A 19,078-nucleotide genomic window follows, 5' to 3' on the forward strand; every position below is an offset into this window, starting at 1 on the left:
ATGAATACCTGGGAAAAAGTTTTGGAGCAATTAAAAGAAATCCTAAGTGTGCCTGCTTTTGAAACATTTATAAGGCCTGTTGAGTTTGTTTCAGAGAGTGATTCAGAAATTATTTTGAAGGCTCCATCAACATTTGTAAAAGAGATGCTTGAAACAAAGTATGCAAGCTTGGTAAATGCAACTCTTCAAGAGGTAAGTGGAAAAAGTATTTTACTAAATATAATCGTTGAAGAAAAAAAACCAAAAACTCCCCCTGTTATCATCGTAAACAACATCACTTTAAATAAGGACTTTACATTTGAAGAATTCGTAGTTGGAAGTGGTAATAGGCTTTCCTATGCTGCAGCGAAAGCAGTTGCATCAAACCCCGGCAAGGTGTATAATCCACTTTACATTTACGGGAAAGTTGGTTTGGGGAAAACACACCTTTTGCATGCAATAGGGCACGAACTTATAAGAAACTTTAAAGACATAAAAATCATTTATACCACGGCCGAAAAGTTTACAAATGAAGTTATCTTTGCAATACAGAACGCACAGAGCAATAGTGATCTCATTGATAGATTCCACAAGAAGTACAGAACAACTGATGTGCTTCTCATTGATGATATTCAATTTCTTGTGGGAAAAGAACGAACGCAAGAAGAGTTTTTCCACACATTCAATGCACTTCATGAAACAGGTAAACAAATTGTAATTACTTCTGATGTACCACCTAAGGAACTTGCAACACTTGAAGAGCGTTTACGTTCTCGCTTTGAATGGGGACTTATAACCGATATTCAACCTCCTGATTACGAGACAAGGATAGCCATTTTAAAGAAAAAGGCTCAAAAGGAAAATATTACTATTTCAGATGAAGTATTAGCCTACATTGCAAACAACATATTCTCAAATATAAGAGAACTTGAAGGCGCCCTTATAAGACTCGTTGCAAAGGCATCGTTATTGAATGAAAATATAACTGTTGAGTTTGCTAAAAATGCACTTTCTGATATCATAAAACAGACTTCTGAACCAATAACCGTTGATCGCATAAAGAAGGTTGTTGCTAATTATTTTAATGTTGATGTGGAAAGTTTGTCTGATAAAAGAAGAACACAAAACATTGTCCTTCCAAGACAGATTGCAATGTATCTTACAAGAGAATTCACAGATCTTTCTCTTCCACAAATTGGCGATGCATTCGGCGGAAGAGACCACACAACTGTAATGCACGCATATGCAAAAATAAAAGAAGAAGTAAAGAAAACCGAAACAATGCGTGCACTTGTTGATGAAATTATAAACAGGTTAAAAGAATAGTTGTGGATATATGTGCAAAATGTGGATAAGTTTGTGGATAAATGTGGATAGTTTGTGGAAATTAGAATGGGTTGTGGAAAAGTGGAAAAGAAAACAAAGTTATTAACAAGTTTTTACACAAGGAAAACTTACAAAATAATTGCTTTTATTAAATCTTTCCACGCTATTCACATGTATTATGAAGGTTATTATGATTCTTTCAATATTTATTAAAATAATTAATAATAAAAAAGGGGTGGATTATGAGGATAAAAGCAAAAACAAGCGAACTTACAAAGGCAGTAAATAATGTTGGAAAAGTAATTTCAGGTAAATCGGTAGATCTAATTTTGGAAAATATCTTATTAAAAGTAAACGACAAATTAACTCTAACTACGACAAATCTTGAACAGGCAATGGAATATGCACTTGAAGTTGAAATTTTAGAGAATGGATTAGAGACAAGCACTATTCTTCCTTATGATATTCTAAGGGATATTACGCCAAAGTTTAAAGGTGAATACATCGAGTTGGAAATAAAAGAAAAGAAGGCAGTAATAAAAGAAGACAGCGGAGAGTTTACACTTCATACATTTAATCCTGAGGCATTTGCAATTATCCCAGAGGTAAGTTCAGAACTAAAATTTTCACTTTCATTTGGAACACTTAAGGAACTTATTGAGAATACTATCTTTGCTGCATCTAAAAAGGAAGAAAGTAGACGGGAATTTAAAGGAGTCTATTTTGATATAAAAGATGATTATGTAAATTTGGTTGCAACAGATAGCACTGCACTTGCTTTAAATAAAATCAAAGAGGCTGGACTTCCAAAAACAAGTTTTATTGTACCCTGGAAAGCACTTGATATCTTAACACACTTATCATATGAAGATAATACACCCGTTCAAATTGAGGTTACAGAATCTAATATTAAATTTTCTCTCCCAAATTTATCTCTTATAAGCCTTTTAATTAATGGACAGTTTCCACAGTATGAAAGCGTAATTCCAGGGGAAGCTGAGTTTTACGGAAAAGTTGCAAAGAATGTCCTTATGGATGCACTTGATATTATTGAAGTATTTGCTAAGAAAGGAACAGGAAGGATTATATTTACATTCTCACATGGGAATCTCATTATTGAGTCAAGTTCTTCTGAGATTGGGCAAGGCAAAAAGGTAATTCCTTGCGAAACGAACGCTGAAGTATCGCTACAGTTTTATGCTGAAAAAATTATTGATGGAATTGAACATGTTAAAGACCAGACTGTTTTCTTTGGGATTCAGGGTCCGATACATCCTGTTTTAGTAAAAGGCACTGATTCTGAAGATTATCTTTATGTAATAATGCCTCAGAAGCCGATTGAATGATAATTGAAAGTTTACTTTTGCAGAATTTTAGAAGGTTTAAGGAGGAAAGATTTAACTTTGATAGTGGTTTTAACATTATTATTGGAAAAAATGGAAGCGGTAAAACAACTTTACTTGAAGCAATATATTTACTTTCGACAGGAAAAAGTTTTGTAACGAATGCTGTGCAAAATTGCGTAAACGTAAATGATGATTATTTTTTTATTGAAGGAATTTTTAATAAAGTTTCAGGAGCAGACGCAAATCCAAATACTCTTTCAATCCTCTTTAGTAGGGATAAAAAAATTGTTCATCTAAACAAAAGAAAGGTTAAAGCACTTTCTGAAATTATCGGAAAATTTCCCGTAATTGTAACAGACTATGCTCTTGTTGAACTTGTTAAAGATGGACCATCAAAGAGAAGGGATTTTATAAACCACGTATTAACATTTACTGATGAGGATTACTACAAGAATGTTTTAAGATATTACTCTTTTCTTGAGAGAAGAAATGAATATCTTAAAAATGGTAATTTCACAATGGATTTACTTATATTTTTATCCCAGGAGATCTATGATTATGGGAGAAAAATTAGGGAAAAGAGAGAAAAGATAATAAATGACTTTAATGAAAGAATTAGAAATATATTTTACACCATATTTGAAAAGGAATCTAATTTAACGATAATTTATCGTCCCTCAAAACTTGAAAAACTCCTTGATACAGATTCACTGACCGATGAGGTAAATAAAAAAAGAACACTCTATGGTATTCATCTTGATGAGATAGAAATTTTTGATGGAGAAATAAATTTAAGAGAATTTGCCTCATTAGGAGAGGCATACAGTATAGGTTTTATTTTGAAACTCATCGAAAGTGAATTAATTGAGCGTTATAAAGGCACTGCACCCATACTTCTTCTCGATGACTTTTTTTCTCATCTTGATGAAGTGAAAAGGGATAAAATATTAAACTATATAAAGAATAATCAGGTTATACTTACATCCGTTAGCATTGACGATGTTTCAAAAAAGATTCTTGATAGTGCAAATATCATAACACTTGAGAATGGTTCAAATGGAAACAATTAAAAGAGGTATTGACGATTTTTTTGAGAGGAGAGGACTTCTAAAAAAGATTAAAGGATTTTATCCTGTAGTGAAATGGGGCGAAATTGTTGGAGAACAACTTGCAAGATACACTCGCCCCTTAAAATATCAGGATGAGACTATTTTTATTGGCGTAAGTTCACCGCTTTTTAAGAGAGAACTTGAAAGAATGAAAGACGATTTGATAAGGATGATAAAGGAAAAAAGTGGTGAAGATACACCTGTTAAGTATTTAAATTTTAGGCTCATTCCGTTTGGAGAAGAAAAAATAAAGGCAAAAAAGAAGTTAAAGAACATTGTTGAAAATGTCGAAGTTGAGTTGGATAAGACTGATTATGATTGGATAGATTCGCTTTTATTGTGTTTTAAAGGTGATGATAAGTTGAAAGAATCTTTTAGAAATGTCCTTATCGCATATAGAATTGCCGAGAAAAAAATGGAGAAACTTGGCTATAAAAGGTGCGCTAAATGTGGTGCTCTTTTTAAAGGTCGTGGAAAACTCTGTCCCGTATGTGAAATTGAAGATAAAAAAAGGTAAAAATTTGTCTCTTCCGATTTCCGTTTTTCGTCATTCCGAAGCCGAAGGCGATGAATACCTAATTTGGAGGGGGGCTTGCAATTCTTCCCCTCTAACTCCCCCTGAAAGGCGTAGATCCCTAATATTTGTTCGGGATGACTTCAATTAGAAAGGGGCACATCCCCTTTCTAACTTACCCCTAAGGATAAAAAGATTTTTAATGTTTATGGGGGAGTACTGAGGGGGTATCTTTCCCCCTCAGATTTTTTATATTCTTTTTATTGCTTTTGCAAAACCAAAAGAGGCAAAAATTTTAAGAATATCGCCAATAATGAATGGGAAGAATCCAACAGATAAAATATGGAATAAACTAACACTTCCACTTCTTGATAAAATCACATAGAGCCACAAAAGTCCTGGAACATAAATCGAAAGATCAGCAAGAATAAGCCCTAAGATAAGCATTTTTGAGCTAACAAATTTTCTTGTAAAAACTCCAGCAAGGTATGAAGCAGGTATAAACCCAACAATGTATCCAAAAGTTGCCGAGAACACATAGCTTAATCCACCACCATTAGTAAATACTCCTACACCAAGAATTCCAAGTGTCAAATAGAGAACTTGTGAAATTACTCCTTCTTCCTTTAAAACAATTCCCGAAAGAATTACGGCGAATGTTTGCATTGTTATTGGGACAGGTGAGAATGGAAGAAAGATTTTGACTTGAGATGAAATTGCCGTTAAAACTACAAAGGTTAGTGTTAACGCAACCTTACCCACGATACCAAGGCTTAAAATTTTCTTTTCAAGCCGTGAAAGAGCGAAAGTCTCCATCTACTACCTCCCATAGATTTTTTAAAAAATACGCATAAATTATACCACAATGGGTATAAATAAGTCAATACATTTTACAAAGAATTTTTAAGATACTTTAAAAGATGGAGTTATACTTACTATTTATTCCTTAATACCCCTCAGCTTCTACGAATTCAAGCCATCCAAATGGGTCTTTTCCTTCATGCACGATTTCTCTAAATTTTTCTATAAGCATTCTTGTAATTTTACCAACACTACCATCTCCTACAGGGATTCTATCGACAGAAACAATTGGTGTTATTTCTGCAGCAGTGCCACAAAAGAACACTTCATCTGCTGCATAAAGCATCTCTCTTGGAAGATTTTGCTCAAATACAGGGATATTTAGAAGACCTGCAATCTTTATAATCGAGTCCCGAGTAATTCCTTTTAATATCGAATTCGTCAATGACGGCGTGTATAGTGCACCATCTTTTACAAGGAAAATATTTTCTCCTGGTCCTTCAGAAATGTATCCATAAACATCAAGCATAACTGCTTCGTCAAAGCCATTTAATTCTGCTTCCATCATCGCAAGTTGTGAGTTTAGATAGTTTCCTGTCGCTTTTGCAACTGCAGGGATTGTATCAGGTGCAAATCTTCTATATGATGAAACGCATACATTTATTCCCTTTTCAACTTTCTCGTTAAATAAATTTGGCATTTCAAATGCGGCAATTGCTGTTTCAATTGGTGCATGTAATGGATTTGGTGAAATTGGCCCGAATCCTCTGTATACCACAGGTCTAATATATGCACTTTTAAGTCCATTTTTTATGAGAAGTTCCTTTGTGATATTTATGTAGTCTTCTATTGTTTCACTTGTCTCCATTCGGTACATTTTCATTGATTCTTTAAGTCTTTTGTAGTGGTCATATGCCCTAAAAATTGCAGTGCCCAATTTTGTTTCATATGCTCTAATTCCTTCAAAAACTCCTGAGCCATATTGTATTACATGTGACAAAATGTGGATCTTTGCTTTGTCCCATTCGACGAAATGCCCATTAAAGTAAATAAATTTTCCTTCAACCATAATTACCTGGTTCTCAAAAGTGTATAACACTTACACTTTTGGTAGGCTTATTTGTAGTCCGCCAATTCAGGTTAGCCATATAGCCTACAGGCGGAATTTGGCTAACCATAGTCCCTGCACCAAGCACAGGAACTAACTTTTCTATTAGTCTGTTGTATGCAAATCTCATACATGATGAGAATTTTCTCATAAGTTTTAAGAGTAATTCTTTATCTGTTTTAGAGAGTTCTAACTCACATTGCAAGGTTATCATGAAAGCTTCCTCTTTTTCTTTCCAAACTTAAAATAGTCCCTCTACTTATTTCATAAATTTCTTTTAAGTTTTGTGTAGTTAATAGCTTCCTATTTTCCATATTTAACAATATACAGTTTTTGTCAACCGTTTTCAACCTCCTATCACGAAAATTTTACTATTATATTCATTTTTCTTGAAATGCAAAATCGTTTATAATGAACTTGAAAGGATATAAAATTCAAAAAATTAAAAAGGAGTGCTTATGTGGAAGTAAATCCTTATGCAGTGTTTGTATTTAAGCGAAAAGTAAAAACAATGAGAGGATTGCTAAAAGGTGAATTAAAGGAGGAAAAAAACTTTTTTAAAACGCTATCCTTAAAGAAAGTTAAAACACTAAACGATCTTGCCAAACAAAATAATTTAATATTGCGCGGATTAAAGGCATTTTCCATTTTAAACGGTAAAGTGCAATATCCTTTCAACATTAACAACAATGAATATATTTTTGAAATTACAGAATATTCATATAAGCCTTATTCTATTATTCTAAGACTTGTATCACAAGACATTATCACGATTTTTAGGGAAATGAATTATGATTTGCCTATTGCAACAGTTTTGCTTAACAACAATTCAAAAATTATTGATGTAAATCCACAATTTGAAAACCTTTTTGGATTCAAAGGAAATGAAATTATAGGAAAGGACCTCAACGAATTAATTGTCCCAAAAAATGAATTAAAAGATGGATATTCACTTGATAATATTGCAAAGGATACGGGTTATGTGAGAGTTGAGCGGAAAAGACTTACTAAAAATGGGAGAGAAATTCCTGTGCTTGTGTCAGGATCACCTTTAAAAATTGGTGAAAAAACCATTGGGATTATAGGGGTTTATGAAGATATAAGAGATATAAAAAAGGTCCAGGAGGCTTTATATTATCAGGCAACGCATGATGTTTTAACAGGATTGCCAAACAGATACCTTCTTGAGGACCGTTTCAATATTGAGAAAGCGCGTGCAGATAGACTTGGCTCAAAGGTAGCATTATTTTTTGTTGACATAAATAGATTTAAGGACATAAACGATACATATGGGCATGATATTGGAGATAGGGTAATAAAATATGTCGCTCACAAACTTTTAAGTAGTGTAAGATCGACCGATTCTGTTGTGCGTTTTGGAGGAGATGAATTTGTAATCGTTTTTGACGAAGTAAAGGAAATTGAAGATATCGTTTCAATTGCAATGAAAGTAGTGGATGCATTTTCTCTTCCTTTTAAATTTGATGAATACACAATTGATGTTGGAATAAATGTAGGTATTGCGATTTATCCTGATGATAGTGCAACGCTTGAGGAACTTTTAAGAAAAGGTGATATTGCAATGTATGAGGCAAAGGTCATGGGTACAAATAATTTCGTATTTTATTCAAAAGAAATCGAAGAAGAGAGATTGAAAACACTGTCTGACCTTAAGGCAAGGGATATCATGTTTAGGCTTGTCTTCGAAAAATCGCCACTTCCTCAGATTATCATTGACGACGAGTTCAGAGTGCTTCGTGTAAATGAAAGTTTTAAAAAGGTATTCAAAATCGATTTGAGGAAAATCTATGGGAAAAAGTTAGTAGAAGTTGAAGGATTTGAAAAACTTTTAGAATTTCTTCAAAAGGATATGACCTCGAAAGAAATAGAAATTAGTAGTGTAAAGTTTTGTAAAGGTATGTATAATTTAAAATATAGCATAAGTTGTTTAAAAAGTCTTGGTAGGACTTATTATTTAATTGTGTTTAAGGAGGTGTGGGAGAGTGGATCAGAATAAATTTACAGAGAAAGTGCAGGAAGCATTACTTGATGCAAAGAATATCGCAGTAAACTACGGAAACGAAGCGGTTGATGTTGAGCATGTCCTTGTTGCGCTTATCAATCAAAAAGATGGTTTTGTTCCAATGATTCTTGAGAATATTGGAGCACCAAAAAATGAAATCCTTAAGGAACTCTATTTCAAAATAGAGCGTTTTCCAAAGGCTCATGTTACGGAAGAATCCCAATTTTACATTACAAATAGACTTAACTCCCTTTTTGTAAGGGCTGAATCTGAAGCAAAGGCTTTGCAAGATGAGTTCATTTCAACAGAACACCTGTTTTTAGCATCTCTAACAGATTATGAGATGGGACAAATTTATGCAAAATATGGTATAAATAGGCAGAGTGTTCTACAAGCAATACAGAACATTAGAGGAGGTAAAAAAGTGGCGGATAGAAATCCTGAAGAGAAAGTTAAAGTGCTTGAAAAATATGGAAGAGATCTTGTAAAACTTGCAAAAGAAGGAAAACTTGATCCAGTTATTGGGCGCGATGAAGAAATAAGGCGCACGATTCAAATTCTTTCAAGGCGCACTAAAAACAACCCTATCCTTATAGGAGAGGCAGGCGTTGGTAAAACTGCAATTGTCGAAGGTATTGCACAGCGTATTGTTTCAGGAGATGTCCCTGAGACTCTTAAAGACAAAACGATTTTCCAACTTGATATGGGCGCTCTCATTGCAGGCACAAAATTTAGAGGAGAATTTGAAGATAGGTTGAAGGCCGTGCTTGATGAACTGAAAAACTCCGAAGGTCAAATAATTCTTTTCATTGATGAAATTCATACGATTGTTGGGGCTGGTGCAACGGGTGAAGGCGGAATGGATGCTTCAAATATGCTAAAGCCTGCCCTCGCAAGGGGAGAGATAAGGACAATTGGTGCAACGACAATTGATGAATACAGAAAATACATTGAAAATGACGCAGCGCTGCAACGAAGATTTCAGCCTGTCCTTGTTAAAGAGCCGTCGGTTGAAGAAACCATTGCAATTTTAAGGGGTCTTAAGGAACGTTATGAGGTGCATCATGGTGTTAGAATTAAGGATTCTGCACTTGTTGCAGCAGCAAAACTTTCGTACCGCTACATTACTGATAGATTCCTTCCTGATAAGGCAATTGACCTTATAGATGAGGCAGCATCGCTTTTAAGGATGCAAATTGACAGTATGCCAGTTGAACTTGATGAACTGACACGAAAGTTAAAACTCCTTGAGATGGAAAAAAGAGCCCTCGAAAAAGAAACAGAGGAAGAATCAAAGGCAAGGCTTCAAGATATTGAAAAGGAGATTGCAAATCTTAAAGAGTCAGTCGATGCACTAACTTTGAAGTGGAAAAAAGAAAAATCAATTATTGAAGAGATAAGAAAAATTAAAGCGCAGATTGAAGAACTTAAAACAAAGGCAAACATCGCACAAAGCCAAGGTGATCTTGATACAGCAGCAAAAATTCTCTACGGCGATATTCCAACTCTTAATAAGCAACTTGAGGGAAAATACGAAGAGTTAAAACAGGTACAGGGAGATAATCCACTTCTTAAAGAGGAAGTTGGTGAAGAAGAAGTTGCACAGGTTGTTTCAAAGTGGACAGGAATCCCTGTTTCAAAAATGCTTAGAACTGAAAAGGAAAAACTCGTCAACCTTGAGGAAACTCTTAAAAAGCGTGTTGTAGGTCAGGACCAGGCAGTTGAAGCAGTCTCCAATGCAATAAGACGTGCAAGGGCAGGGCTTTCAGATCCAAATAGACCTATTGGCTCATTCATCTTCCTTGGGCCAACAGGTGTTGGAAAAACAGAACTTGCGAAGGCTCTTGCAGAAGCACTTTTCGATACAGAAAAAGCATTAATTAGAATTGATATGTCTGAGTATATGGAGAAATTTGCCGTTTCACGATTGATTGGCGCACCTCCAGGATATGTTGGCTATGAAGAAGGAGGGCAACTAACTGAAGCAGTGAGAAGACAACCTTACTCTGTTATTCTTCTCGATGAAATTGAAAAGGCACATCCAGATGTATTTAATATCCTTCTTCAGGTGCTTGATGACGGAAGATTAACAGACTCGAAAGGACGAACCGTTGACTTTAAAAATACAATCATCATCATGACTTCGAATATTGGAAGTAAATATATAACCGAAATTAATGCAATTCCAGGTACGGCAGAATATAGAGAGCAGTATGAAAGGGTTGTTGAAAGAGTTTACGAAGAAATGAGACATATCTTCCGTCCAGAATTTTTAAATAGAATTGACGAAATCGTTGTTTTCAATCCTCTTACTATTAGAGAACTCAAGGCAATCGTTGATTTACTCCTCTCAAAAACCAATGAAAAACTCAAAGAAAAGGGTATCATAGTTGAGTTTGAAGAGGACGTCAAGACATTTATCATAAACAAGGGATACGATCCTGTTTATGGTGCAAGACCTTTAAGGCGTGCAATACAGAAATATGTCGAGAACCCACTTGCAGAATTTATCCTACGTGAAGATATTGAAAAAGGCGAAATTGTTGCCTTTATGGAAAAAGGAGAGGTTAAGTTTAAACTTAAGTGAGCGAATTTACGGAAAAATTAAGGGAGGCTTTGCTAAGTGCCTCCCTTCCATTTGATGAATCAGTATTGACCTATTTTGAGGTTTACAAGAATCTTCTTTTGGATTGGAATACACACATGAACCTTACAGCAGTCCGAGACGAAGAAGGGATTATTTATAAACATTTCGTTGATTCGCTTATGATTTTGAAGGTTGTGGATAACTTTTCAAGTTTGCTTGATGTGGGGAGTGGTGCAGGATTTCCAGGTGTGCCTGTAAAAATAGTTAAGCGTGATGTTTCATTGTCTCTCATTGAGTCTCAGAAGAAAAAGGCAACATTTCTTGAAATTCTTCTTGAGCGTCTTACATTTACTGATGCGAAGGTGTATAACACACGAGCAGAGGAACTTGGGAAAGAACATTTGAGAGAAAGTTTCGATGTTGTGTGTGAGCGTGAATTTGGAAAAATTCCGATAAATCTTGAGATTGGCCTTCCGTTTGTGAAGTTGGGGGGACGTCTTTTACTTTATAAAGGCGCAAAGGACATTGAAAAGATGGATATTTTTAAGATTTTTATTGAAGAATTAGGCGGCTCAATAGAGAAAATAATTCCATATAAACTAAACGACCCAATTGAGCGATATATTGTCTCAATCAAAAAAGAATGGTACACGCCAAAACGCTATCCGAGAAGTTATAGTTCAATGTTAAGAGATCTCAAAAAATGGGGAGAGTTTGCATAAATAAGGCCTTAAAGCGATTTTTCATTTTCGCCTTAGTCATTCTTATGGGTTTTTCATTCCAATTAAATGCATTTTCAAAAGTTGGTTCGTATAAAAATGTTTTATGTGATTCGTCAAATCTTGAAAATTTCATTATCTTAACTAAAAAAGATTTCATAGATGCTTTGAAACCGATTGAAGAATTTTTTCCACAATATAACTACTTTTATATTCCAGTCGAAAGCATTGGCCTACAAGACCCTATGAGCGTAAGGAAATACATTTTTGAACATTTTAATTCAGGATACTTGCTTATTGCTTTAAACGAGCATGTTTTGGAGCAAGGAACCTTGACGATAGATCAATCGGGTTCATTTTCTCCAAAGACAGTGAAATCGGATATGTTTTATGGGCTTGAGGATATCGATTTTGATAACGATGGAAATTATGGAGAATTTTATGATGATATTTTAAAAAGTGGTTTAAAGTTTAGATTTATTGTTGCGAGGCTTCCTTTTGATAGCATAAAGGACTTTCAAAAATATTTTGAAAGTTTGAAGGCATTTCGGGATAAATTGCCTTTGGTTTTACTTGCAGCATCGTTTATCGCGTTCCCAAATGAAACGTATGATGGTGGAAAAATTCTTACAGGCGATGGTGCACGCCTTACGGAATTATTAAAGGAGAGGTTTTTTAATGACGCTATAACACTTTACGAAAAAGGCGGGGATTTTCCATCAATTTACGATTGCACCATGCCTTTGAACAGGGAAAATTTCATAAGCGCTTCAAAGAACGCAACACTAATTTTGTGGGATGCACACGGCTCTCAAACAGGAGCATACAGTGAAACGTGGACTGATAAAAACGGCAATGGAATTCCTGAAAATGGCGAATTTACTTTTATGCCTTTTATTTCTTCTTCAGATACATTTTCAACAAATGCGATAGTATTCTCAGGAAGTTGCCTGAATCTTCAAGGGTATAATAACCTTGGGAATGCATTTCTTAAAAATGGATCTGTTGCGTTTGTTGGCTCAAGAGAAGTATCGTATGCCCCGTCGTATTTTCATGAGCCTTCGGATGGTGGTTCTTCGAGCATTATGTATTATTTTGCTGAAAATCTTTACAAGGGGAAAACCATAGGCAAGGCCCTTTATGATTCTTTTAAGTATTTTTACGATAACCTCCTATATTCCGATTTAGAGGATCCTGTTGAAAGTGGTCTTCTTAACATTTATGACTTTAATATCTATGGCCTTCCTTCGATAACTTTAAATTATGTAAAAAGTGAGAGAAAAAGTATCGGAGGCCTCAACCAAAAGGATTTATCTTTTGAGTTCAATTACGATGATAACAAAAAGGAATTTATAATCAAGGTTTTAAGCGATACGCCTTATTTTGTAATTCTACCTAAAGGGCTTTTTGTAAAAAGAGTTTATTATGAAAACTCTAAAAATGCTCCTATCTTTGACTGGTATTTTAACATCGTGAGAGCAAATTTTCATTCTCCACTTGTAATAATTGGGGTTGTGAGGGGAGAGGTTCAAGGGAATGTTATTGTTAAAGGTGACGATTTTGAAAATCATTATCCCGTTTCGTTTTCTGGTTTTGACATAAAAGACTTCAATTTTGACTTCATTGTTGATGAAACGGATTTTGAGATGCTTAAACAATCATTTGGTAAAACTTATATGAACGATGGTTTTTTATCTCAATGTGATCTTGACTCAAACCTAAAAATAGACGGCACTGATGCCCTTATGTTCTTTCACAAATAAATTGGGGAATAAGAATCTCTTAAACTGTTTGTATGGGAAGGGTTGAATCTCCCTTTTCTTACCTTTTATTTTGCTGTGATATTTTCCCTCTAAACCCCTAAAAGGTAAAGATAATTTTTATGGTGGAGTATTGAGAGGGGATTTCGTCCCCTCAGATTTAAAGGCGGAGACTCCTCGTCATTTCATTCCTCGGAGTGACAATTAAAGGTCATTCCGAAGGCTTTAGCCTGAGGAATCTCCTCCTTTAATAGAGGGGGACTTGCGATTCTCCCCCTCTAACTCCCCCTGAAAGGCTAAGAAAATTTTTTATTTTTAGGGTGGAGTTGGAGGAGGGTATCCCTCCTCCAATAAGAGGAGATCCCTCACATTCGTTCGATGACCGTCGTTTGTCATTCCGAAGGAGCAAAGCGACTGAGGAATCTCCTCAGTTTATATTAGAGAGGAATCAATAAAACTCCCCCTCTAACTCCTTCTGAAAGGAGGAGTTTTGCGCCTCAAAATGTTGGGTATATCTTTATCCCTATTTTTACTGTTTCTTCGGCAATGGGATTTTGCTTTTTAAGAAGTCTTTGAAATTCTTCTTCAGTGTATGCTTTTGGCTCAATTAGTGGAGGAATATTTTCGTATAATAATTTCATTCTCTCAATAGGGTGCTTTGGCAATTTTTTTGCAATGATTACCACATCTATATCGGAAGCATCATTAAAGTCTCCCCTTGAAACTGATCCAATTACAAAGGCTTCAATTATGTCAATCCTTTTTGAAAGGTTTATGATATAAACCTTTGCCTTTTCAATGTATTCCTTTTGCCTTTGGATTTTGTCTTTCACTATCTTATACATTGTTGTTTTTAAATGACTCAACGAATTCTATAATTTTTTTTGAGGCGTTTTCGGAAAGTGAAGTGGTATTTTCATCAAAAAATTCATGTGGAGAACCTTCGGGATATGCATCAGGATAGCGAGTTGCAATGTAGTTCATATCAAGAATTCTTGCAGATGATTTTAAATCTTCTGAGACCTCAATTCCCAAATTTTCTATTTCTTCAAGAAGTTTAAGTAGAGAATGTCCTAAAGCGCTTTTCCCAAAAGCCTTCAAAAGTGCTTTAAGTGCATATTCACCTGCTTGCTGAAATTTAAAGCAAGCCCAGTTATAAAATTTGAGATCTTTATCGTGTGTGGCAGATTCAAATGTATAAAGGCTTTCCTTGAACCATCTTTCAAATTCTTCGGTATCAAAATAGTTTTCCATCGTGAATATTATACAATCAATATTGATTTTAAAAAATGCAAAATAGGAATACCTAATTTAGAGGAGGGCTTGCAATTCTTCCCCTGAAACAGAATGCTTTTATTTTGTTAGTCATTCCGAAGGAGCAAAGTGACTGAGGAATCTCCTTCTTTAATAGAGGGGGATTAGCAAGACTCCCCCTCTAACTCCCCCTGAAAGGCGGAGATCCCTCGCATTCGTTCGGGATGACTTTTTTTGGGGGGAGTACTGAGGGGGGTATTTTGCCCCCTCAGATTTAACTAAGGAGATCCCTCACATTCGTTCGGGATAACCATCGTTTGTCATTCCGAAGTGGCGAAGCCACGAGGAATCTCCTCCTTTAAATCGAAGGGGACTTACAATTTTCCCCATCTAACTCCTTCAGAAGGTTGTAAAAATAGGGTTTTAGGGAGGTAGTGTTGTGTGCTTACAGATTTATAGGAGAAAAATTTTGTTTTTTTCCTGTGTGTATAATAGACACATTGACAAAGTCAATATTGAGCGTATAATACATAGAGTAGAATTTTTATTGGAGGTGAAAAATGAAAGGATGTCCAGTTCCTAATGAAGGAAACGTTGATAGAATTATAAGAATTATCATAGGAGTTGTGTTAATTCTTCTTTCTGTATTTGCGCAGATAAATCCAACTTTGAAGGTTATCTTTATTATCATTGGTGTAATTGCACTTATTACAGGACTTACAGGCTTTTGCCTTGCTTACAAACTCCTCGGAATTTCAACGAGAAAGTAAAATTTTAGTTCTTTTTATATGTTTTTGGGGGTGTTAAAACCCTCTTTTTATTTTTTTAAAAAGTGATTTTCATATACAATTTGGTGGCATGATAAGAAAGGGGTGGAAAAATGCATCCATTAATTTCTAAAAAAGGTGGAGAGAAACTATTTTTGCTTGGAAACGAGGCTGTCGTAAGAGGTGCAATTGAGGGTGGCGTTGCAGTTTCTGCAACATACCCTGGTACACCTTCCTCTGAAATTGGTGATACATTTTATGAAATCTACAAGGAATTAGGCATATATTTTGAATTCTCCGTAAACGAAAAAGTTGCTCTTGAGGTTGCAGCATCGGGTTCTGTATCGGGACTAAGGAGTTTTGTATGGTTCAAACATGTTGGGCTTAACGTTGCATCTGACTCGTTTATGTCGCTTGCTTATACGGATATTAGAGGTGGGCTTGTTGTATTGTCGGCTGATGATCCTTCGATGTTTTCATCACAAAACGAACAGGATAACAGGCACTACGCAAGACTTGGTAACGCAGTCCTTATTGAGCCTTCAACTCCGCAAGAAATGAAAGATTTAATGCCTTATGCCTTTATGGTTTCAGAAAAGGTGAGGCTTCCAGTTTTATTTAGGACTACAACTCGCGTTGCTCACATGCGAGGCATAGTTGAACTGGGTGAAATATTCACAAATATTCCCAAAGGCGAGTTTGTAAGGGATCCATCTAAACTTGTGCCTGTGCCTGCAAATGCCTATAGGTCGAAGGGAGAAATCATTGAAAAACTCAAAAAGGCAAAATACGTTGCAAATGAAAGTGTATTTAATAAATTAATTGAAGTTGAGGGGAAAATTGATACAGGACTTCTTATTATCGTATCTGGAGTTTCTTTTAATTATGTTATGGATTCACTTTACGAAAGGAACCTCAAGGCAACGGTACTTAAACTTGCACTTACTTATCCATTCCCAGAGGAACTTGTTGTTAGTGCATTGAAAGAAAAAGATAAAATTCTTGTTGTTGAAGAAGTTGACCCGATAATGGAAAAAGAAATCTTTTACATTCTTGGAAGGCATGGGCTTAATAAGAAAGTCTATGGAAAACTTGACGGAACTTTGCCGTATGCTTACGAATACAATCAGGAGATAATTGAACGTGCCTTTGAACAAATTTTGGGAGTGAATTTTGAAAGACCAAGACCGTTGAAAACAGACCTCCCTCTTGCTGCACGCCCTCCCGTTTTTTGCCCAGGGTGTCCACATAGAGGAATGTATGATGCTGTAAAAAGAGCAGTTAACGAGTTAGGGATTGATGCAATTTATCCAAACGATATTGGTTGCTACACGCTTTCTATAAATGCACCGTTTAATATGGCAGATTACCTTCTTTCGATGGGTTCAAGTGTTGGCACTGCATCTGGTTTGTCAAAATTTTCGGGTAAGAAAGTCATTGCCTTCATTGGTGATTCAACTTTCTTCCATGCAGGGCTTCCTGCACTTGTAAATGCAGTACATAATAAAGACAATTTTACGCTTGTTATTCTTGATAATAGAACTACTGCAATGACAGGTGCACAGCCAAACCCTGGCCTTGACGAAGAGGATAAAAAGGAAATTGATATCGAGAATGTTGTAAAAGGGCTTGGTGTTGATTTTGTAAAAACGGTTGATCCATACAACCTTAAAATGTCAACGGATGCTGTAAAAGAAGCACTCAACACAGAAGGTGTAAGTGTTGTAATCTCAAAGAGGGAATGTGCACTCATTGTCCCCAAGAAAAAATACACATTTGTTGTTGACCTTGATAAGTGCACCGGTTGTATGAACTGCATAAATGAGATTGCATGTCCTGCAATGTATGTAACGGAAAACCACAAAGTTCAAATTGATGAAATTCTGTGTGATGGCTGTGCTGTGTGCGTGCAAACTTGCCCTGAAAAAGCCATAAAGGTAAGGAAGAGTTAAATTGGATCAAAGTGCACAGTTATGTTGTATGCCTCTCTCTTTTGGACGGCCTCTTCAACTGAACTTGCAATATTATGGGCTTCTTCGACACTTAGGTTGTCTTTTACTTCCACATGCAATGAAATGATTGTGTTTGTGACATAATCATGCACATAAATCTCATGGATGTTTAGAACCCCTGGAACTTACAAAGTAGCATCAGTATCTTATTAGTTAGATCTGAATCTGATGCTTTGCCAATAGCATTGGTTGAACTATATAAAAGTCCAACTGCAACCCATCCAATGAGTCCTGCAACACCAAGCGCAAGAATTCCATCAACTCTATAAATTCCAAATTTTGAGAATATTAGGCCAAAAGCAACAAAGAGCGTTGCAATCGCATCAGATCTGTTATACTATGCATCTTACAATATATTATGCTAACTTGTTTAAAAAAATCAAATTAATTAATCTCTTTTACCATTCTGTAGAAGTGGAAAACTTTTCCAAGATTGAGTGTTTTTTTCTCTGTGATTTTGTACCCCAATTTCTTATAAAGATTTACTGCCGTTTCATTTTTGCATTCAACATCAAGCGACAGATATTTTAAATTTCTTTTGGATGCAGTTTGCTCTGCATGAAGCATGGGTTTTGTGCCAAGCCCACTTCCTCTAAACTCTGGGTATATAGCAACATTTGATATGTAATATTCATCCCTTAGCGCCTTTCCTATTTTTGTGTATGCCTTAAAGAGGTTTTTGAGGATTGCAAATCTATTTCCTTTTGTAACATGAATAATGTTAAAGAATGTGCTAATCGATTCTAATTTTGATTCTCGAAAGTCATACCCCACAAGGAGTCCTGCAATTTTCCCATTTACTTCTATAAATATTGTGTGTTTGAAACTATAGAGATTTTTCTCGTTTTTGTAAAGCGCTTTTAAAACATCTTTCGTGAGCCCTTGAAATATAGAATCAAGGACATTACCCGAAGCAAAATATACAAGATTATAAAAATCTTGAAAATCAGAATTTTGTGCTTTTCTTATGAAGATTTCATACATCTTTCCACCCACAAACATTATAGTGGAAAACAAAAAATCTTTCTATAAAAATTTTACTTGTTTTCGATTATTTCTAAAAGTTAGAACTTAAAAAGTCCGCTTAGGGCTTGCTTAACTTCCTCAAAGTTTTTGTTAAACTGAAATACTATCTTTTGTCCGTTTACGGTCATGGTAAGTTCGTGGGGAGTTTCAAGATCTTCTACTTCGTTTGAGCCAACATTTATCTTAACATTTATACGAGAAGTTTTGCCTCCTCTAACTGTCCCTTTTCTTAATCTGATATCCGTTACATCCTTTGAGTAGATTGAGAAGTTATCAGGGTGTTCGTGACCAATTTCTTCTGGTTGCATTTGGTAATACTTGTCGTAGTATGAGAAACTTGCAGATAGTTGCGATAAAAACTGTTTTAGTTTTCCTTCACCCTCTTCCTTTGTTTGCTCTTTTCGTTTTTGTGCCTCTTTGTTAAATAATTCTTGTGTCCATTTTGCAAAGATGAGCCTTTCATTCGTAATTATCATTGCCCATGGTTCACTCTTAAAAAGACTTTTCCTCCATGTAACAGGTACTACTTCAATAATGATTTCATCCATTTTTCCCTCCTTTTTGTTTTATTGTAACCAAACTTGTGAAAATTGCAAGTATAATTTCTTTTGTGTTATCGCACTAATGTTTTTAATCTTTTGAAACTTTTTACAAATATGTTTTATGAAATATTTACTTTGCTTATCTAAATTCAATCTTTAATAGTTGCTTATATAAATTTGCCTACATTATTAGAATCAATACCTT

The 19,078-nt window shown here is 35.2% G+C and carries 17 protein-coding genes and 1 pseudogene; 10 read left to right on the forward strand and 8 right to left on the reverse strand.

All coding sequences use genetic code 11. From position 1 onward, the window contains the following. From dnaA to CSE_RS00020, 4 genes are all read left to right on the forward strand, one after another. Positions 1-1,305, forward strand: a complete 1,305-nt coding sequence (gene dnaA / locus CSE_RS00005; protein ID WP_014452538.1) for a chromosomal replication initiator protein DnaA — start codon at positions 1-3, stop codon at positions 1,303-1,305. A gap of 242 nt (positions 1,306-1,547) precedes the next feature. Then, on the forward strand, positions 1,548-2,651 hold the full coding sequence (gene dnaN, locus CSE_RS00010) for a DNA polymerase III subunit beta (protein WP_014452540.1): 1,104 nt from the start codon (positions 1,548-1,550) through the stop codon (positions 2,649-2,651). After that, positions 2,648-3,721: a DNA replication/repair protein RecF gene (recF, locus tag CSE_RS00015; protein WP_014452541.1), complete on the forward strand. Its 1,074-nt coding sequence runs from the start codon at positions 2,648-2,650 to the stop codon at positions 3,719-3,721. Before dnaN ends, recF begins: the two co-directional genes overlap by 4 nt. After that, a complete protein-coding gene (locus tag CSE_RS00020; protein WP_014452542.1) occupies positions 3,708-4,277 on the forward strand; it encodes a DUF721 domain-containing protein in 570 nt (189 codons plus the stop codon). Before recF ends, CSE_RS00020 begins: the two co-directional genes overlap by 14 nt. A gap of 246 nt (positions 4,278-4,523) precedes the next feature. Here CSE_RS00020 and CSE_RS00025 read toward each other — a convergent pair whose 3' ends face one another. The 3 genes from CSE_RS00025 to CSE_RS00035 all read right to left on the reverse strand — a co-directional run bounded on the left by CSE_RS00025 (position 4,524) and on the right by CSE_RS00035 (position 6,397). Then, on the reverse strand, positions 4,524-5,090 hold the full coding sequence (locus CSE_RS00025) for a biotin transporter BioY (protein ID WP_014452543.1): 567 nt from the start codon (positions 5,088-5,090) through the stop codon (positions 4,524-4,526). A gap of 130 nt (positions 5,091-5,220) precedes the next feature. After that, on the reverse strand, positions 5,221-6,144 hold the full coding sequence (locus CSE_RS00030) for a branched-chain amino acid transaminase (RefSeq protein WP_014452544.1): 924 nt from the start codon (positions 6,142-6,144) through the stop codon (positions 5,221-5,223). 13 nt (positions 6,145-6,157) lie between these two features. After that, entirely contained in the window at positions 6,158-6,397 is a 240-nt protein-coding gene (locus tag CSE_RS00035; RefSeq protein ID WP_014452545.1) for a hypothetical protein, read from the reverse strand. 246 nt (positions 6,398-6,643) lie between these two features. Here CSE_RS00035 and CSE_RS00040 point away from each other — a divergent pair, with 246 nt between their 5' ends. From CSE_RS00040 to CSE_RS00055, 4 genes are read left to right on the forward strand one after another with little or no spacing between them, the layout of a single operon-like run. After that, positions 6,644-8,200 carry a diguanylate cyclase domain-containing protein gene (locus CSE_RS00040; RefSeq protein ID WP_014452547.1) on the forward strand — a complete coding sequence of 519 codons (1,557 nt, stop codon included), beginning with the start codon at positions 6,644-6,646 and terminating at the stop codon, positions 8,198-8,200. Next, positions 8,187-10,793, forward strand: coding sequence for an ATP-dependent chaperone ClpB (clpB, locus tag CSE_RS00045; RefSeq protein ID WP_014452548.1), 2,607 nt, complete (start codon positions 8,187-8,189; stop codon positions 10,791-10,793). The genes CSE_RS00040 and clpB overlap by 14 nt, the downstream gene beginning before the upstream one ends. 29 nt (positions 10,794-10,822) lie before the next feature. Then, positions 10,823-11,515: a 16S rRNA (guanine(527)-N(7))-methyltransferase RsmG gene (gene rsmG, locus CSE_RS00050; RefSeq protein ID WP_231837265.1), complete on the forward strand. Its 693-nt coding sequence runs from the start codon at positions 10,823-10,825 to the stop codon at positions 11,513-11,515. Then, the gene (locus CSE_RS00055; protein WP_014452550.1) at positions 11,497-13,275 is read left to right on the forward strand and encodes a hypothetical protein; all 1,779 of its coding nucleotides are present in this window, start codon (positions 11,497-11,499) and stop codon (positions 13,273-13,275) included. The genes rsmG and CSE_RS00055 overlap by 19 nt, the downstream gene beginning before the upstream one ends. A gap of 494 nt (positions 13,276-13,769) precedes the next feature. Here the strand turns inward: CSE_RS00055 and CSE_RS00060 are convergent, their stop codons facing one another. Further along, the gene (locus CSE_RS00060) at positions 13,770-14,105 is read right to left on the reverse strand and encodes a nucleotidyltransferase domain-containing protein (protein WP_172633847.1); all 336 of its coding nucleotides are present in this window, start codon (positions 14,103-14,105) and stop codon (positions 13,770-13,772) included. Positions 14,106-14,109: 4 nt separating this feature from the next. Then, positions 14,110-14,526 (reverse strand): HEPN domain-containing protein, encoded by a 417-nt coding sequence (locus CSE_RS00065; RefSeq protein ID WP_014452552.1) that lies wholly within the window; start codon positions 14,524-14,526, stop codon positions 14,110-14,112. Between the two features lie 560 nt (positions 14,527-15,086). On the opposite strand from CSE_RS00065, the gene CSE_RS00070 reads away from it, so the two are divergent. Together CSE_RS00070 and iorA are read left to right on the forward strand one after the other, a co-directional pair. Next, a complete protein-coding gene (locus tag CSE_RS00070; RefSeq protein WP_014452553.1) occupies positions 15,087-15,296 on the forward strand; it encodes a YgaP family membrane protein in 210 nt (69 codons plus the stop codon). Between the two features lie 110 nt (positions 15,297-15,406). Then, entirely contained in the window at positions 15,407-17,245 is a 1,839-nt protein-coding gene (iorA, locus tag CSE_RS00075; protein ID WP_014452554.1) for an indolepyruvate ferredoxin oxidoreductase subunit alpha, read from the forward strand. On the opposite strand, the pseudogene CSE_RS08175 reads toward iorA, so the two are convergent. From CSE_RS08175 to CSE_RS00090, 3 genes and pseudogenes are all read right to left on the reverse strand, one after another. After that, a pseudogene (locus tag CSE_RS08175) lies at positions 17,242-17,418 on the reverse strand (cation transporter dimerization domain-containing protein); the annotation flags it as partial. The gene iorA and the pseudogene CSE_RS08175 sit on opposite strands and share 4 nt — an antisense overlap. A gap of 271 nt (positions 17,419-17,689) precedes the next feature. Further along, entirely contained in the window at positions 17,690-18,289 is a 600-nt protein-coding gene (locus CSE_RS00085) for a GNAT family N-acetyltransferase (protein ID WP_050981286.1), read from the reverse strand. Positions 18,290-18,369: 80 nt separating this feature from the next. Then, complete coding sequence (locus tag CSE_RS00090) at positions 18,370-18,879, reverse strand: hypothetical protein (protein WP_014452557.1); 510 nt, start codon at positions 18,877-18,879, stop codon at positions 18,370-18,372. Between the last annotated feature and the right edge of the window lie 199 nt (positions 18,880-19,078).

The organism is Caldisericum exile AZM16c01 (genome assembly GCF_000284335.1).
Taxonomy (GTDB): Bacteria; Caldisericota; Caldisericia; order Caldisericales; family Caldisericaceae; genus Caldisericum; species Caldisericum exile.

Excerpts from the sequence above, each read along its gene's own strand:
- dnaA (WP_014452538.1), top strand. The coding sequence starts at position 1 with ATGAATACCTGGGAAAAAGTTTTGGAGCAATTAAAAGAAATCCTAAGT.
- dnaN (WP_014452540.1), top strand. The coding sequence starts at position 1,548 with ATGAGGATAAAAGCAAAAACAAGCGAACTTACAAAGGCAGTAAATAAT.
- recF (WP_014452541.1), top strand. The coding sequence starts at position 2,648 with ATGATAATTGAAAGTTTACTTTTGCAGAATTTTAGAAGGTTTAAGGAG.
- CSE_RS00020 (WP_014452542.1), top strand. The coding sequence starts at position 3,708 with ATGGAAACAATTAAAAGAGGTATTGACGATTTTTTTGAGAGGAGAGGA.
- CSE_RS00025 (WP_014452543.1), bottom strand. The coding sequence starts at position 5,090 with ATGGAGACTTTCGCTCTTTCACGGCTTGAAAAGAAAATTTTAAGCCTT.
- CSE_RS00030 (WP_014452544.1), bottom strand. The coding sequence starts at position 6,144 with ATGGTTGAAGGAAAATTTATTTACTTTAATGGGCATTTCGTCGAATGG.
- CSE_RS00035 (WP_014452545.1), bottom strand. The coding sequence starts at position 6,397 with ATGATAACCTTGCAATGTGAGTTAGAACTCTCTAAAACAGATAAAGAA.
- CSE_RS00055 (WP_014452550.1), top strand. The coding sequence starts at position 11,497 with ATGGGGAGAGTTTGCATAAATAAGGCCTTAAAGCGATTTTTCATTTTC.
- CSE_RS00065 (WP_014452552.1), bottom strand. The coding sequence starts at position 14,526 with ATGGAAAACTATTTTGATACCGAAGAATTTGAAAGATGGTTCAAGGAA.
- CSE_RS00070 (WP_014452553.1), top strand. The coding sequence starts at position 15,087 with ATGAAAGGATGTCCAGTTCCTAATGAAGGAAACGTTGATAGAATTATA.
- iorA (WP_014452554.1), top strand. The coding sequence starts at position 15,407 with ATGCATCCATTAATTTCTAAAAAAGGTGGAGAGAAACTATTTTTGCTT.
- CSE_RS00085 (WP_050981286.1), bottom strand. The coding sequence starts at position 18,289 with ATGTATGAAATCTTCATAAGAAAAGCACAAAATTCTGATTTTCAAGAT.
- CSE_RS00090 (WP_014452557.1), bottom strand. The coding sequence starts at position 18,879 with ATGGATGAAATCATTATTGAAGTAGTACCTGTTACATGGAGGAAAAGT.